The organism is Frigidibacter sp. (assembly GCF_030695035.1).
GTDB lineage: Bacteria > Pseudomonadota > Alphaproteobacteria > Rhodobacterales > Rhodobacteraceae > Frigidibacter.
On record NZ_JAUYTT010000008.1, the window covers coordinates 194,111 to 209,491 of the forward strand.

Sequence of the window (15,381 nt, forward strand, 5' to 3'; positions counted from 1 at the left end):
TCTGCGTGACCCCCAAGGCTTAGCACCGCCCCGAGCAAGACAGGGGGCTTCATGCTGATCAGCGTCGAGGGCGTGACCAAGGTATTCGGCCGCAATACGGCCGTGGATAATGCAACCTTTTCGGTCGAACGCCCGGGGATGATCGGCATCATCGGCCGGTCGGGCGCGGGGAAATCCACCTTCCTGCGCATGATGAACCGGCTGACGGACGCCACCGAAGGCCGGCTGCTGTTCGAGGGCCGCGACGTGCTGGCGCTGAAGGGCGCCGAGAAGCGCGCCTGGCAGAGCCAGTGCGCGATGATCTTCCAGCAGTTCAACCTGGTGCCGCGGATGGACGTGGTGTCGAACGTGCTGCACGGGCTTCTGAACCGCCGCGGCACGATGACGACGATGTTCAACCTCTGGCCGACCGCCGATATCAACCGCGCCATCGACATCCTCGACCGCCTCGGCATCGCCGAGCAGGCGCCGAAGCGCGCCGAGGCGCTGTCGGGCGGCCAGCAGCAGCGCGTGGCGATTGCCCGGGCGCTGATGCAGGATCCCAAGATCATCCTCGCGGATGAGCCCATCGCCAGCCTCGATCCGATGAACGCGCAAGTGGTGATGGATGCCCTGCGCCGTATCCATGACGAGGATGGCCGCACCGTCATCGCCAACCTGCACACGCTGGATACCGCCCGCCGCTATTGCGACCGGGTGATCGGGATGCGCGGCGGCCGGATCGTGTTCGACGGCACGCCCGACCTCCTCACCACCGCCGCCGCCCGCGAGATCTATGGCGCCGACGAGAACTTCTCGGAATCCGCCACCTCGACCTCGATCGAGGCGCTGGAGCCGGATGCCTCGGCCGATGACGCCTATGCCGCGCGGCTGCTGACCAACTGAGTTTCGTTCCACCCGCCGAGCCCGTGGGGGGCGGCGGTCTCACTCACCCGGAGAACCACGATGAAGAAAATCCTTGCTGCCGTTCTGGCCACCTCGGCGCTGGTCGCCCCGGCTGCTGCCCAGGAAATCACCGAATTCCGCATCGGCATCCTGGGCGGCGAAAACGCCCAGGACCGGATGACCTCGAACGAATGCGTCCGCGCCTATGTGTCGGACCTGCTGGGTGTCGAGACCAAGCTGTTCACCCCCGCCGACTATGACGGCGTGATCCAGGGCCTGCTCGGCGGCACCATCGACATGGCCTGGCTCGGCGCCTCGGCCTATGCCAAGGCCTACCTGACCAACCCGGAAGCCCTCGACGTCGTCATGGTCAAGACCAACCTCGACGGTTCGGTCGGCTACCATTCGATCGGCTTCGCCCGCAAGGACCGGGGCATCACCTCGCTGGCCGACATGAAGGGCAAGGTCTTTGCCTTCGGCGACCCGAACTCCACCTCGGGCTATCTGATCCCCTCGGTCGAGATCCCCGCCGAGATCGGCGCGACGATGGAATCGGGCGACTACTTCAGCGAAGTGCGCTTCGTGGGCGGCCATGAGCAGACCATCGTTGCCGTGAACAACGGTGACGTGGATGCCGGCGTGACCTGGGCCGACGGCCAGGGCAACTGGGAAGACGGCTACAACTCGGGCGCGCTGCGCAAGGCCGTTGACTCCGGCCTGATCGACATGAACGACCTGGTCGAGATCTGGAAATCGAAAGAGATCCCGGAAGGCCCGATCGTTCTGCGCCGCGACCTGCCGGCCGACGTGAAGGAAAAGGTTGTGGGCTTCCTGGCTGAACTGCACGCCAAGGATCCGCAGTGCGCCTACAACATGGCTGCCGGCGACACCTCGGGCTTCACCCCGATCACGCATGACGCCTACGAGTCGATCATCGCGGTCCGCAAGGCTTCGGAATAATCGCATCCTGCGGGCGGGGGTGGCAACATCCCCGCCCGTTGCTTTTCCGCCCGTCTCTTCCTGACCACCCGCCTATTCCTTGCCGGAGGATCGCCCTTGAGCGACGCGACCCTGCACAGCCCCGCCAACCTGCGCCAGATGCAGGACAGCTACATGGCGATGGTCCGCCGCAAGCGGATGTATGGCGGGCTGATCCTCGTCGTGTTCATCGCGCTGATGGCCTCGGGCTTTCTCGTGGCGGACGACCGCAATGCCGGCGGCTTCTGGAACGGCATCACCAACATCTTCCAGTTCCCCTCCGAAGTCGTCAACGAGGCCGCGGCGAACGCGGCGGCGCTGCCGGGCTTGATGCTGAACGCCGTCCCCTCGCTGATCGAGACGCTGAACATCGCGCTGGCCGCGACCCTGGTCGGCGCGTTGGTGGGCGGCGTCTTCGCGCTGCTGGCGACGCGCGGCCTGGCCCGCTGGCCCGGCATGATCGGCCTGATCCGCCGGGTGATGGACACGCTGCGCGCCTTCCCCGAGATCGTGGTCGCGCTGATCCTGATCTTCATCCTTGGCGGCGGCCCGGTGCCGGCGATGATCGCCATCGCCCTGCACACCGCGGGCGCGCTCGGCAAGCTCTTTTCCGAAGTGGCCGAGAATGCAGACCTGAAGCCGGTCGAAGGGCTGCAATCCGTCGGCGCAACCTGGATCCAGCGCATGATCCTCGGCGTGCTGCCGCAGGTCGCGCCGAACTGGCTGTCCTATGCGTTGCTGCGGTTCGAGATCAACATCCGCGCCTCGGCAATTCTCGGTTTCGTCGGCGAGGGCGGCATTGGCCATGACCTGAAGCTGGCGATGCAATGGGGGCACGGCCGCTACGACCAGGTCGTCGCCATCTTCATCGTGCTGTTCCTGACCATCGTGGTGGTGGACCAGACCTCGAGCCATTTCCGCGACAAGCTTGTGAAGGGGCACTGAGCCATGACCATTGCCACCGCCACTGCTGCACAGGACGTGCTGCCGACCGTCACCCGGCTGATCGCACGCAAGCGGCTGATCGCCTTCGCCGCGCCGGCCGCGATCCTGGCCTATTTCATCTACGTGTTCTTCGCCTTCGATTTCATGGGGATCGCCGAGCGCGCGCGCATGGACAATGCCCGGATCCTGCTGTCCGACTTTGTCAGTCACAAGACCCATGTCTCGCGCGACAACCGCTCGGGCGATATCCGCATCGCCATCGAAGGCGAGGCCAAGGGGCTCTACCCCGAAGGCATGTCGCCGGATTGGGTAACCCGGGCCGGGGACGTGACGCAGATCGAGCTGAAGCACGGCCATTCGGTCACGATGACCGGCCGCGACCGCGTCAGCTATACCTATCCCGGCTATGGCACGGTCGACATCGCGCTGGCGGGCGGGGGCGTGGACCTCACCACCCCGGATGGTCAGGTGCCGGACTGGATCAACGCCTCCGGCACCCGCGTCTCGATCACAACCGATGGCGGCCGCCTGTCGATGACCCGCGCCCGGACCGAGGTGTTCCGCTATCAATGGGGATGGGAGCTGTTCTGGTTCACCCTCGACAGCCCCTTCTACGGCAAGTCCTTCGGCGAGCTGGCGGCTCTCTCGCTCAGCGGCGAGCGCGTGGACCCCGAGCGCTCCAACTTCGCCAATATCGTCGGCTCTTTCTGGAACAACCAGATGTGGCGGCATGGCGATGTGCTCTGGGCGATTTTCGAGACGATCCTGATGGCTTTCCTCGGCACCATGTCGGCGGCAATCGTGGCCCTGCCGCTGGCCTTCCTTGCGGCGTCGAACTTCTCGCCCTTCGTGGCGGTGCGGCAGGTGGCGCGGCGGTTCTTCGACTTCGTGCGCGGGGTGGACGGGCTGATCTGGACCATCATCCTGTCGCGCGCCTTCGGCCCCGGGCCGCTGACCGGGGCGCTGGCTATCGCCATCACCGATACCGGCAGCTTCGGCAAGATGTTCTCCGAGGCGCTGGAGAACGTCGATGACAAGCAGATCGAGGGCCTGGCCTCCACCGGCGCGAAACCGGCGCTGCGCTACCGCTTCGGGGTGATCCCGCAGATCATGCCGGTGCTGCTCAGCCAGGTGCTCTACTACCTCGAGTCGAACACCCGCTCGGCCACCGTGATCGGCGCGATTACCGGCGGCGGCATCGGCCTGCTGCTGACCCAGGCGATCACCACTCAGAAGGATTGGGAGGAGGTGAGCTATTACATCATCCTGATCCTGGTCATGGTCATGGCGATGGACAGCTTCTCGGGCTGGTTGCGGCGCAAGCTGATCCAGGGCTGAGCGCATCTGGAAAGCATGCAGAACCCATGCGGATGCCATATGTAAAGTGAATTGGTCGGGCATCCCCGGCCACAAGGGGACGCGATGCCGAAACTGTCCGAACATGAGCCGCTGATCCATGAGGGCTGCGAGATCGTGGAGGCGCAGTTCGGGCGGTTCTGCGAGATCGGCAAGCTGAGCCGCGTCGCCTATAGCAGCTTCGACGATTACAGCTATTGCGACCGGATGGCGGATATCGCCAATACCAGCATCGGCAAGTTCGCCAATATCGCGGCGCTGACCCGGATCGGTCCGACCGACCATCCGATGGGCAATGCGAGCCTGCACCATTTCCTCTATCGCTCGGCTGAGTACTGGGATGACACCACCCCCGATGCCGCGTTCTTCGAGCGGCGGCGGGCGCGGCGCACGACCATTGGCCATGACACCTGGATCGGCCATGGCGCGATCATCAAGCCCGAGGTGACCATCGGCCACGGCGCCATCGTCGCGGCCGGGGCCGTCGTCACCCGCGACGTCGCGCCCTACATGATCGTCGCCGGGGTGCCTGCGGTGCCGCTGCGCGAGCGCTTCACGCCCGCCATCGCGGGCCGCCTGCTGGCACTGGCCTGGTGGGACTGGCCGCATGACCGCCTGCGCGCCGCGCTGGACGATTTCCGCGCCCTCCCGGCCGAAGCGTTTCTGGAGGCCTATGGCGGCTGACTGCCGCTTTGCTTTTTCGGAAATATCCTCGGGGGGTGAATTGGCGCGAAGCGCCAAGAGGGGGGCAGACAGCCCCCCTTCTTCCTACCCGATCAGCCGCAACACCCGCGCCAGCGCCAGTTCATACCCCTGCACCCCGCAGCCCGCGATCACCCCCTCGGCGCGCAGGCTGACATAGGAGTGGTGGCGGAAGCTTTCGCGCTTGTGGACGTTGGAGATGTGGACCTCGATCACCGGCCCTTCGAAGGCGTTCAGCGCGTCGTAGATCGCGACCGAGGTATGGGTGAAGGCGGCGGGGTTGATGATGATCCCGGCGGCGGTTTCGCGGGCCTGGTGGATCCAGTCGATCAGCTGCGCCTCGGAGTTGGACTGGCGCAGGGTGATGCTTGCGCCGGCGGCCCCGGCAATGGCGGCGCAGGCGGCCTCGACATCGGCCAGCGTCTCGCGCCCATAGATCTCGGGCTGGCGCTTGCCCAGAAGGTTCAGGTTGGGTCCGTTCAGGATCAGGATCTCGGGCATGTCTCTCTCCGCTTTTGCCCCGGACTGTCGGGGAAAGCGCGCCGCGGCGCAAGTCAGCCGAACCTCCGGCGGGCGTCGAGGGCGAGGCCGGTGCCGACGCTGCCGAAATCGTCGCCGCTGGCGATGGGGGCCTCCGGCAGGATCGCCGTCACGGCGGCGCGCAGAGCGGGCAGGCTGCTGGAGCCACCGGTGAGGAAGACGGTGCCGATGGCCTCGGGCTGCAGGCCCGCCTGGGCGAGGGTGGCGCGGATCGCGGCCGAGACCCGCTCCAGCGGCGGGGCGATGGCGGCTTCGAAGCCTGCGCGCGTCGCCAGCGTGTCGGGGCCGCCGGTGAGGTCGGCGATGCGCACCGTGGCCTCGGGTGCGCTGGTCAGCGTGATCTTCGCCGCCTCCACCGCCATCGCCAGCGCGTGGCCGGCGCGGGTGGTGACGACGCGGATCATCCGGTCCAGCCGCTCCGGCTCCGAGGCGATCTTGCGCAGGGCTTTGAGATCATTGGTCACGCCTTGGGCATAGAGCGCGTTGATGCGGTGCCAGGTGGCGAGGTCGAGGAAATAGTGGCGGGGCAGGGTGCCGGTGCGGGTGGGCTGGTTGTAGCCGAGGAGCGGCATCACCTCGGCAAGGCTCAGCAGCCGGTCGAAATCGGTACCGCCGACGCGGACCCCGTCATTGGCGAGGATGTCGGCCTGTCGGTCGGCGCTGCGGGCCCGCTCGGGTGACACGCGGACGATGGAGAAGTCCGAGGTGCCGCCGCCGATATCGACGATCAGCACCAGCTCCTCGCGGGCGATGCCTTGTTCGTAGTGGAGCGCGGCGGCGATGGGTTCGTATTGGAAGGCGACCTCGTTCAGGCCGATCTTGCGGGCCAGCCCCTCCAGCACGTCCTGCGCGGCTGCATCCCCCGCGGCATCGCCATCGACGAAATGCACAGGGCGGCCGAGCACGGCGCGGTCGATGCCCTCGCCGCCCGTCGCGTCGAGCCGGGCGCGCAGATGGCCGAAGAACCGGCCCAGAACATCGGTGAAGGCGATGGCGCGGTTGCCGACGCGGGTCTTCTCATGGATCAGCGCAGAGCCGAGCGTGCTTTTGAGGCCGCGCATCAGCCGGCCCTCCTCACCCTCGACATAGGCGGCGATGGCGGCGCGGCCGAAGAGGGGCGGCGCGCCCTCGGCATCCCAGAACACTGCCGAGGGCAGGGTGACGTGGTTGCCCTCCAATGCGACCAGCCGGGCGCCGGAGGCATCCGCTAGGGCGAGGGTGGAGTTGGAGGTGCCGAAGTCGATCCCGCATGAAACTGCTTGCATCTTCGTGCCCCTGCCTTGCCAATCTGCCCTGTGAAGGCGGGCTGGCTATCGCAGCGGGGCGGCGGTGTAAAGGCGTGGCGGGCGCAGCCGGTGCCGCCGGTGGGCGGCGCGGCGCCTGCAACACAAAGTGTTGAAACTTTGGACAGTCTTGGATCGTTTTCCCCACCAGAGCTCTGACCATAGGCGCATGATGACCCTTCCCCAAATACTGATTTCCCTGATTCTGGTGGCCACGCTGGGGCTGTTTCTGTGGGGGAGGTTCCGGCATGACGTGGTGGCGCTGGCCTCGCTGATGGCCTGCGTGCTGGCAGGGGTGGTGCCTGCCGATACGGCCTTTACCGGGTTCGGGCATCCGGCGGTGATCACCGTCGCTTGCGTGCTGGTGCTGAGTCAGGGGTTGCAGAATACCGGCGCGGTGGATTGGCTGGCGCGCTCTGTGCTGCCGCGCAACGCAGGGCGGACGGTCAGCCTTGTGGCGTTGATGGGGCTGGGGGCGGCGCTGTCGGGCTTCATGAACAATGTGGGCGCGATGGCGCTGCTGATGCCGATTGCGGTGCAGCTGTCGGGCCGGCTGAACCTGACGCCGGGGCAGATCCTGATGCCGCTGGCCTTTGGCACCATCCTGGGCGGGATGACGACGCTGGTGGGCACGCCGCCCAACCTGATCGTGTCGGGCTTCCGGCGCGAGGCGGGTGGCGCGCCGTTCCAGATGTTCGACTTTGCCCCGGTGGGCGTGGCGGTCGCGGTGCTGGGGGTGCTGTTCGTGGCGCTCGTCGGCTGGCGGCTGGTGCCGGCGCGCAAGCCTGCGGGCGGCGCGGGCTTCGATACCGGCAGCTACATGACCGAGGTGCGGATCCCGGCGAAAAGCAAGGCGGTGGGTCTGACCCTGCGCGCCTTTGAACACGAGATCGAGGCCAGCGGCGCGCAGATCGTGACCATCGTGCGCAATGAGGTGCGGATGACAGCGCCGCATGGCGGGCGGATCATCCGCGAGAATGACGTGCTGATGCTGCTGGCCGATGTCGGCGCGCTGGCCGAGGCGCTGTCGGTCTTCGGGATCAAGCTGGAGGAGCAGAAGCCGGCGGCCGACAAGGCCAAGAAGGGTCAGGCGGAGGAGCAGGCGGCAGAGGTGTCGGAGGCGCTGACCGATGTGGCACCGGGTGAGGCGAGGGGGGAAGAGGACGCAGAGGTGGCCGAGGCGAAGGCCAGCGCCGAGCGGGATGAGGAGATCGTGCTGCGCGAGCTGGCGGTGCTGCCCTCCTCGACCATCGTCGGGCGGTCTGCCAGCGACCTGAAGCTGCGCACGCGCTTTGGCCTCAACCTGCTGGCGGTGTCGCGCGCGCATCAGCCGCCGCGCTCGCGCCTGCGCGAGCTGAAGCTGCAATCGGGCGACCTGCTGCTGATGCAGGGGCCGGCCGAGGTGATGTCGGATTTCATCAACGAGAGCGGCTGCGTGCCGCTGGGGGAGCGCGAGTTGCGCATTCCCGACAAGCGGATGGCGATCATTGCCGGCGCGATCATGCTGATCGCGGTGCTGGTGGTGACGCTGGGGCTGCTGCCGGCCGCCGCGGCCTTTGCGCTGGCGCTGCTGGCGACGATGCTGGCCAAGACCGTGCCGCTGCGGCAGATCTACACCTCCATCGACTGGCCGGTGGTCGTGCTGCTGGCGGCGCTGATCCCGGTGGCGGGGGCGATGCAGACGACGGGCGCGGCGGATCTGCTGTCGCGGTTCCTGGTGGAGAATATCGCGCAGGGCAATGCCATTGCGGCGCTGGCGGTGGTGCTGATCGTCACGATGACGCTGTCGGATGTGATGAACAATGCCGCCACGGCTGCGGTGCTGTGCCCGGTTGCGCTTGGCATCGCCTCTACCTTGGGGGTCAATCCGGACAGCTTCCTGATGGCGGTGGCTATCGGGTCGTCCTGCGCGTTCCTGACGCCGATCGGGCACCAGAACAACACGCTGATCCTGGGCCCCGGCGGCTTTCGCTTTGGCGATTACTGGAAGCTGGGCCTGCCGCTGGAGCTGTTGGTGATCGTCGTCAGCCTGCCGCTGCTGCTGGTGGTCTGGCCGCTGTAGTTCGCAAATTTGCAATTTGCGTAGTGAATGCTGCCAATGCTTTGCAAATTTTCTGGAAACCGCTTTGTGCGGCGCGGGTGCGCGTATAGGGTGCCCGAAATCGCCATGCGTGCAAGCATGGCAACCATCGCCCGGGGGGACATGATGAAAGACATCCTGCAACAGCTGGAAGACCGCCGCGCCGACGCCCGTCTGGGCGGGGGCCAGCGCCGGATCGACGCGCAGCACGCCAAGGGCAAGCTGACCGCGCGCGAGCGGATCGAGCTGCTGCTGGACGAGGGCTCGTTCGAAGAGTTCGACATGTTCGTGCGCCACCGCTGCACCGATTTCGGGATGGAACAGGATCGGCCCGCAGGCGATGGCGTGGTGACCGGCTGGGGCACGATCAATGGCCGCATGGTCTATGTGTTCAGTCAGGATTTCACGGTGTTCGGCGGGTCGCTGTCGGAAACCCACGCCCAGAAGATCTGCAAGATCATGGACATGGCGATGCAGAACGGCGCGCCGGTGATCGGGATCAACGATAGCGGCGGGGCGCGGATCCAGGAGGGTGTGGCCAGCCTTGCGGGCTATGCCGACGTGTTCCAGCGCAACATCATGGCCTCGGGCGTGGTGCCGCAGATTTCGCTCATCATGGGGCCCTGTGCGGGCGGCGCGGTCTATTCCCCGGCGATGACCGACTTCATCTTCATGGTGAAGGACACGTCCTACATGTTCGTGACCGGCCCCGACGTGGTGAAGACGGTGACGAACGAGATCGTCACCGCCGAGGAACTGGGCGGGGCGTCGACGCACACCAAGAAATCCTCGGTCGCCGATGGCGCGTTTGAAAATGACGTGGAGGCGCTGGCCGAGGTGCGGCGGCTGTTCGACTTCCTGCCGCTGAACAACCGCGAGAAGGCCCCGGTGCGCCCATTCTTCGACGAGCCGGGGCGGATCGAGGACAGCCTTGATACGCTGATCCCCGACAACCCGAACCAGCCCTATGACATGCGCGAGCTGATCCTGAAGACCGCGGATGAGGGCGATTTCTACGAGATCCAGAAGGATTTCGCCGGAAACATCATCACCGGCTTCATCCGCATCGAGGGGCAGACGGTCGGCGTGGTGGCGAACCAGCCGATGGTGTTGGCCGGGTGCCTGGATATCGATAGCAGCCGCAAGGCCGCGCGGTTTGTGCGCTTCTGCGATGCGTTCGAGGTGCCGATCCTGACCTTCGTCGATGTGCCGGGCTTCCTGCCGGGCACGGGGCAGGAATATGGCGGCGTCATCAAGCACGGGGCCAAGCTGCTGTTCGCCTATGGTGAGGCGACGGTGCCGAAGGTCACGGTCATCACCCGCAAGGCCTATGGCGGGGCCTATGACGTGATGGCCTCCAAGCATCTGCGCGGCGATTTCAACTATGCTTGGCCCACGGCCGAGATTGCGGTGATGGGCGCCAAGGGCGCGGTCGAGATCCTGTATCGCAGCGAATTGGGGGAACCGGAGAAGATCGCGGCGCGGGTGAAGGATTACGAGGACCGTTTCGCCAACCCGTTCGTGGCGGCCGAGAAGGGCTTCATCGACGAGGTGATCCAGCCGCGGTCGACCCGCAAGCGCGTGGCGCGGGCCTTTGCCAGCCTGCGCAGCAAGAAGCTGACCAACCCGTGGAAAAAGCACGACAACATTCCGCTGTAAGGGGGTAGGGCGTGCGGCCAGAGATTGTTCGGTGGATCGTCATGGGCATTGTGATGCTGGCCAGTGCCGCTGCGGCGGCAGAGGAGATCGTCACGCCCTCGGGCATGGCGGTCACCTGGATGGAGACAGTGCATGGCGCGCCGGGGCCGGAGGGCCTCACGGCGCGGTTCCGGTTCCTGGCCCCTGCGATTTCCGGCGATGTGGCGTTCGAGACGGCGGCCGAGGACATGATCTGGCTCTGCGAGACCTTCGCGCTGCCCCGGCTTTCCGACATCGGGCCGCAACCCTCGCAGGTGGTGATATCGCTGGCCGACCGGGACATCCCTTTCGGGCAGACGGACCTGGAGGCGGTGCAATTCTTCGAAGCCTACCGCCCGGCGGGCGATGTCTGCGAATGGGAGATGTTCTGATGCACGCCTTGCCGTCCGTCCCGTTCCGCTGCGCCGCGGCACATGAGTCTTCGCGGCCACATTCCGCCATTTTGCTGGCGACGGGCTGTCCCTGCGCCCCGGTATCCGGTAGAATGAACGCTGGTCAGTCTCAAGTGACCTGTATCGCGGAAATGAGGCAGGCGGGGGAGTGTGAGGCCCCCTCCATAACAAAAAACAGGAGAATATCATGTCGAAAAAAGCTTTGCTCGCGGTCGCCCTCGTGGCGTTCGTGGCTGCCTGCGCCAAGAAAGAAGAAGTCGTGTATGTCGATCAGCCGATGGTTTCGGCCGAGCCTGTCTACACCGGCAAATACAAGTAACGATCCCGGGCTGGCCGCCGTCCGGGTGACGGCGGCCGCCCAATCGGTCGCTCCCGCGCCCGCCGGCCACAGCCGAGCAAATGCGGAGAGCATCCCATGCTGAAACATCGCGGCTTTCCTGGCCGTCTTCCCAGCACCGACTTCCAGTTCGTCATTCGCCGGGCCGTCAAGAAGAAGGGCCCGACCAAGATCATCCGGCGCGAGCGATTCCGCGACCGCAGCCCTGCCGACCGCAAGGCCGATGCCGGCTTCATGGCCGCACTCTGGGCCCATTTCGGCGAAGAGCCGTTCGAGCGGGGCAATCTTGATGCCGGCCGCCTGTCCTGGCTGTTCGGGCGCGAGGTGGTGCCGGCCGAGGACCCGTTCGACCCCTCCAGCTATGAAGCGCTGCTGAAGATCAACCTCAAGATCGCGCAGGCGTCCTTCCCGCAGGTCTTTGCCGCGGATGCCGAAGATTTCGGCTTCGAGGAAGACGACGATTACGACGACATGGACGAGGACGAATAAGCGTGTTTGCGCCGTGCCCCACAGCCCTTTGGCACCATCCCGCGCATGACGCGGGCCTGGGTGCCGTGGCGGTTGATCGGGCAGGGCGCGCGCGGCATGCTTTGGATGTGGCGCCTGTCTCCAGCCAGGTGGGCGCCCAGGTTCGTTGCAACCGTTACCCTTCCCCTGACTGTCGGCCTGATCCCCTGTGGATCGGGCCGCTCTTTTCGGTCGGGGTGCAGAATTTTCGGCGGCTCCCTGCCTATGTGCCGCGTTCACGCGAAATTCGCTTTCCGGGCGCGGCGGATGCGGTAGAATGTTGCAACATAACAACCCGTTCTGGAGGCGGAGCAACATGCGCAATTCGAAATTCATTCTTGCTGCAATTGGTCTGTCGGCGCTCGCCGGCTGCATGCAAACCGATGGCAGCCGGGCGCTCGCCGGGGCTGCTGCGGGCGCGGTCATTGCTGACGCGACCGACAATAACGTGCTCACCGGTGCGGCCCTCGGCGCTGGCGCCGGCGCGCTGTGTGACGACGCCGGCATCTGCCGCCGCGCTTACTGATCCTGCACGCGATCATACCGCCCCTGCTGCGCGTTTCGGCGCGGTAACGGGCGGACAGGCCCTTTGCAGAACCGCTGCGCCTCCGGGGCGTGGCGGTTCTTGCCGTTTCGGGGCGTGCCGAGCGGGGAACCATGCCCCGGCTGCAGGGGTTGGGCCTGCGAAAGCCATTTCCCTGACTGGAGGACATTCCACATGCAAAGCACACGTATCCGCCTTACCGGCGCTGTTCTGGCCCTCGGCCTTGTCGCGGCCTGCGGCAGCAATGACCTTGAACGCGGCGCGGTCGGCGCCTCCATCGGCGGTGTCGGCGCAGCCCTCACCGGCGGCTCTGCCGTGCAGGGCGCGGTCATCGGCGGCGCCGCGGGCGCGCTCTGCGACGACGTCAACCTCTGCTGATCTGCGGCGCCTGATCGGCGCCAGTTCAGTTCGCGACCAGTTTCAGGCTGCCGGGGCATCGCGCCCCGGCGGCCTTTTTCATGCCTGCGCCCTGCCGGGCGGCAGCAACGTCACCGCACGGGGAGTGCCATGTTCAAGAAGATCCTGATCGCCAACCGGGGCGAGATTGCCTGCCGCGTCATCAAGACTGCCCGCAAGATGGGTATCAAGACGGTTGCCGTCTATTCGGATGCAGACCGCAATGCGCTGCATGTGAAGATGGCGGATGAGGCGGTGCATATCGGGGCCTCGCCGGCGGCGCAGTCCTATATCGTGATCGACAAGATCATGGACGCCGTGCGCCAGACGGGCGCCGAGGCGGTGCATCCGGGATACGGGTTCCTGAGCGAGAACATGAACTTCGCCGCGGCGCTGGAGAGGGAGGGCGTGGTGTTCATCGGCCCGCCGTCGCCAGCGATCGAGGCGATGGGCGACAAGATCACCTCGAAGAAGCTGGCGCAGGAGGCGGGGGTGTCGACCGTGCCGGGCTATATGGGCCTGATCGCGGATGGCGACGAGGCGGTGAAGATCTCGGGCCAGATCGGCTACCCGGTGATGATCAAGGCCTCGGCGGGCGGCGGCGGCAAGGGGATGCGCATCGCCTGGAGCGAGGGTGAGGTCAAGGAAGGCTTCGAGTCGTCCAAGAACGAGGCGGCGGCGAGCTTTGGCGACGACCGGATCTTCATCGAGAAATTCGTCACCCAGCCGCGGCATATCGAGATTCAGGTGCTGGCCGACCAGCATGGCAACTGCGTCTACCTGCATGAGCGGGAGTGCTCCATCCAGCGCCGGAACCAGAAGGTCATCGAAGAGGCGCCGTCGCCGTTCCTGGACGAGGCGACCCGCAAGGCGATGGGCGAGCAGGCCTGCGCGCTGGCCAAGGCGGTGGGCTATACCAGCGCCGGGACGGTGGAGTTCATCGTCGACGGGGCGCGGAATTTCTACTTCCTCGAGATGAACACCCGTCTGCAGGTGGAGCATCCGGTGACGGAGTTGATCACCGGCGTCGATCTGGTGGAGCAGATGATCCGCGTCGCCGCGGGCGAGCCGCTGCCCTTCGCGCAGGAGGATCTCAAGATCAACGGCTGGGCGATGGAAAGCCGGCTTTACGCCGAGGATCCCTATCGCAACTTCCTGCCCTCGATCGGGCGGCTGACCCGCTATCGCCCGCCGGTGGAAAGCAGCACGCCGCAGGCGGTGGTGCGCAACGATACTGGCGTCTTCGAGGGCGGCGAGATCAGCATGTATTACGACCCGATGATCGCCAAGCTGTGTACCTGGGCACCAACGCGGATCGGCGCCATCGAGGAGATGCGGCTGGCGCTGGACACGTTCGAGGTGGAGGGGATCGGGCACAACCTGCCCTTCGTGGGCGCAGTGATGGACCACCCGCGCTTCGTGTCGGGCGATATCACCACGGCCTTCATCGCCGAGGAATACCCCGACGGCTTTCAGGGCGCGACACTGACGACGGGCACCCTGCGCCGCGTGGCCGCCGCCGCCGCCGCGATGCACCGGGTGGCCGAGATCCGGCGCACCCGCATCTCTGGCCGGCTTGGCAACCATGAGCGCCATGTCGGCGACGATTGGGTGGTGGCGCTGCAGGGCGAGGCCTATGCAATGACCATCGCCGCCGACCATGAGGGCGCGACGGTCAAGTTCGAGGATGGCAGCAGCCACCGCGTCACTTCGGATTGGGTGCCGGGGCAGAGCCTCGCGCGGCTGGATGTCGACGGCACGCCGCTGGTGCTGAAGGTCGGCAAGATCCCGCAGGGCTTCCGGCTGCGGCTGCGCGGCGCCGACCTGAAGGTGCATGTGCGCAGCCCGCGACAGGCGGAGCTTGCGGCGCTGATGCCCGAGAAGATGCCGCCCGACACCTCGAAATTCCTGCTCTGCCCGATGCCGGGGCTGATCGTGAAGATCAACGTCGCCGAGGGTGACGAGGTGCAGGAGGGGCAGGCGCTGGCCACGGTCGAGGCCATGAAGATGGAGAACATCCTGCGCGCCGAACGCAAGGGCATTGTCAAGAAAGTCGCCGCCGCGCCGGGCGCGAGCCTGCGGGTGGACGAAGTCATCATGGAGTTCGAATAAGCCATGCGGGTTGGCCGGTGCAGCAGGGGGAGTGGCGCGCGCCTAGGGCGTCAGCCGGCGCGTGCGCAGTTCCTCTTGCCGCAGCGGCATCTTGTCGATGGCGCGGCTGATCTCGCGCACGGTCCAGGGGAAGGGCTTGCGCTGTGCGATCTGGCCGTCCTTGTCCATCAGCACCAGCATGAAGCCGCGGGGGCGAAGCTGTTGGCGCAGCTCGGTCTTGGCCTCGGGGTCGGTGTCGAAGATCACGACGACGTCGCGCATCGCCAGCTCGTCCGGCAGGGCGGCCAGCATCTGCATCTGGTCGGCGAAGGCCGGGTTGTCGGGGCTGTCGGCGAAGACCAGCACCAGCCGCTTTTGCCAGCGGAAGTCATCGACGCTCAGCCCTTCGGCTGGCAGTGGGGCGAGGTCGTCCTCGGCGGCGGCAGGCTCCTCTGTGGGCGCTTCTGTCGCAGGCTCGGCAGCCGGATCGGCGGGCGCTGCGGTGCCATCCGCGGCAATCATGCCGGCGCGGGGCGCGGGAATCTGGTCCTGCGCGGCGGCCGGAAGGGCCAGCAGCGCAAGGGCGAAGGCGGCAAGCGGTGCGAGATAAAGGGTCATCCATCCTCCTGTTCCCTTGGATATAGGGG

16 protein-coding genes are annotated in these 15,381 nt (G+C 66.4%); 13 read left to right on the forward strand and 3 right to left on the reverse strand.

What is annotated here, in order from left to right:
* The first annotated feature begins 51 nt into the window (after positions 1-51).
* The 5 genes from phnC (at position 52) to Q8S30_RS05140 (ending at position 4,848) form a co-directional block, all read left to right on the forward strand.
* The gene (gene phnC, locus Q8S30_RS05120; protein ID WP_371135445.1) at positions 52-885 is read left to right on the forward strand and encodes a phosphonate ABC transporter ATP-binding protein; all 834 of its coding nucleotides are present in this window, start codon (positions 52-54) and stop codon (positions 883-885) included.
* A 60-nt stretch (positions 886-945) separates the two neighbouring features.
* Complete coding sequence (phnD, locus tag Q8S30_RS05125; protein ID WP_305664958.1) at positions 946-1,845, forward strand: phosphonate ABC transporter substrate-binding protein; 900 nt, start codon at positions 946-948, stop codon at positions 1,843-1,845.
* A gap of 138 nt (positions 1,846-1,983) precedes the next feature.
* Positions 1,984-2,808, forward strand: coding sequence for a phosphonate ABC transporter, permease protein PhnE (phnE, locus tag Q8S30_RS05130; RefSeq protein ID WP_371135471.1), 825 nt, complete (start codon positions 1,984-1,986; stop codon positions 2,806-2,808).
* A 3-nt stretch (positions 2,809-2,811) separates the two neighbouring features.
* Positions 2,812-4,146 carry a phosphonate ABC transporter, permease protein PhnE gene (phnE, locus tag Q8S30_RS05135; RefSeq protein ID WP_305664960.1) on the forward strand — a complete coding sequence of 445 codons (1,335 nt, stop codon included), beginning with the start codon at positions 2,812-2,814 and terminating at the stop codon, positions 4,144-4,146.
* A gap of 84 nt (positions 4,147-4,230) precedes the next feature.
* Positions 4,231-4,848: a chloramphenicol acetyltransferase gene (locus Q8S30_RS05140; RefSeq protein WP_305664961.1), complete on the forward strand. Its 618-nt coding sequence runs from the start codon at positions 4,231-4,233 to the stop codon at positions 4,846-4,848.
* Positions 4,849-4,932: 84 nt separating this feature from the next.
* Here the strand turns inward: Q8S30_RS05140 and aroQ are convergent, their stop codons facing one another.
* Positions 4,933-5,367 carry a type II 3-dehydroquinate dehydratase gene (gene aroQ / locus Q8S30_RS05145; protein ID WP_305664962.1) on the reverse strand — a complete coding sequence of 145 codons (435 nt, stop codon included), beginning with the start codon at positions 5,365-5,367 and terminating at the stop codon, positions 4,933-4,935.
* 53 nt (positions 5,368-5,420) lie between these two features.
* Entirely contained in the window at positions 5,421-6,671 is a 1,251-nt protein-coding gene (locus Q8S30_RS05150; RefSeq protein ID WP_305664963.1) for an Hsp70 family protein, read from the reverse strand.
* Between the two features lie 190 nt (positions 6,672-6,861).
* On the opposite strand from Q8S30_RS05150, the gene Q8S30_RS05155 reads away from it, so the two are divergent.
* The 8 genes from Q8S30_RS05155 (at position 6,862) to Q8S30_RS05190 (ending at position 14,755) form a co-directional block, all read left to right on the forward strand.
* A complete protein-coding gene (locus Q8S30_RS05155) occupies positions 6,862-8,751 on the forward strand; it encodes an SLC13 family permease (protein WP_305664964.1) in 1,890 nt (629 codons plus the stop codon).
* A gap of 144 nt (positions 8,752-8,895) precedes the next feature.
* Positions 8,896-10,428, forward strand: coding sequence for an acyl-CoA carboxylase subunit beta (locus Q8S30_RS05160; RefSeq protein ID WP_305665664.1), 1,533 nt, complete (start codon positions 8,896-8,898; stop codon positions 10,426-10,428).
* Between the two features lie 11 nt (positions 10,429-10,439).
* Entirely contained in the window at positions 10,440-10,838 is a 399-nt protein-coding gene (locus Q8S30_RS05165) for a DUF6497 family protein (protein ID WP_305664965.1), read from the forward strand.
* Between the two features lie 208 nt (positions 10,839-11,046).
* Entirely contained in the window at positions 11,047-11,178 is a 132-nt protein-coding gene (locus tag Q8S30_RS05170; protein ID WP_305664966.1) for a hypothetical protein, read from the forward strand.
* 96 nt (positions 11,179-11,274) lie between these two features.
* Positions 11,275-11,685 (forward strand): hypothetical protein, encoded by a 411-nt coding sequence (locus tag Q8S30_RS05175; protein WP_305664967.1) that lies wholly within the window; start codon positions 11,275-11,277, stop codon positions 11,683-11,685.
* Between the two features lie 334 nt (positions 11,686-12,019).
* Complete coding sequence (locus tag Q8S30_RS05180; protein ID WP_305664968.1) at positions 12,020-12,229, forward strand: hypothetical protein; 210 nt, start codon at positions 12,020-12,022, stop codon at positions 12,227-12,229.
* Positions 12,230-12,421: 192 nt separating this feature from the next.
* Positions 12,422-12,625, forward strand: coding sequence for a hypothetical protein (locus Q8S30_RS05185; RefSeq protein WP_305664969.1), 204 nt, complete (start codon positions 12,422-12,424; stop codon positions 12,623-12,625).
* Positions 12,626-12,754: 129 nt separating this feature from the next.
* On the forward strand, positions 12,755-14,755 hold the full coding sequence (locus Q8S30_RS05190) for an acetyl/propionyl/methylcrotonyl-CoA carboxylase subunit alpha (protein ID WP_305664970.1): 2,001 nt from the start codon (positions 12,755-12,757) through the stop codon (positions 14,753-14,755).
* Between the two features lie 42 nt (positions 14,756-14,797).
* Here Q8S30_RS05190 and Q8S30_RS05195 read toward each other — a convergent pair whose 3' ends face one another.
* Positions 14,798-15,352 carry a DUF4174 domain-containing protein gene (locus Q8S30_RS05195; protein ID WP_305664971.1) on the reverse strand — a complete coding sequence of 185 codons (555 nt, stop codon included), beginning with the start codon at positions 15,350-15,352 and terminating at the stop codon, positions 14,798-14,800.
* Positions 15,353-15,381 lie beyond the last annotated feature (29 nt).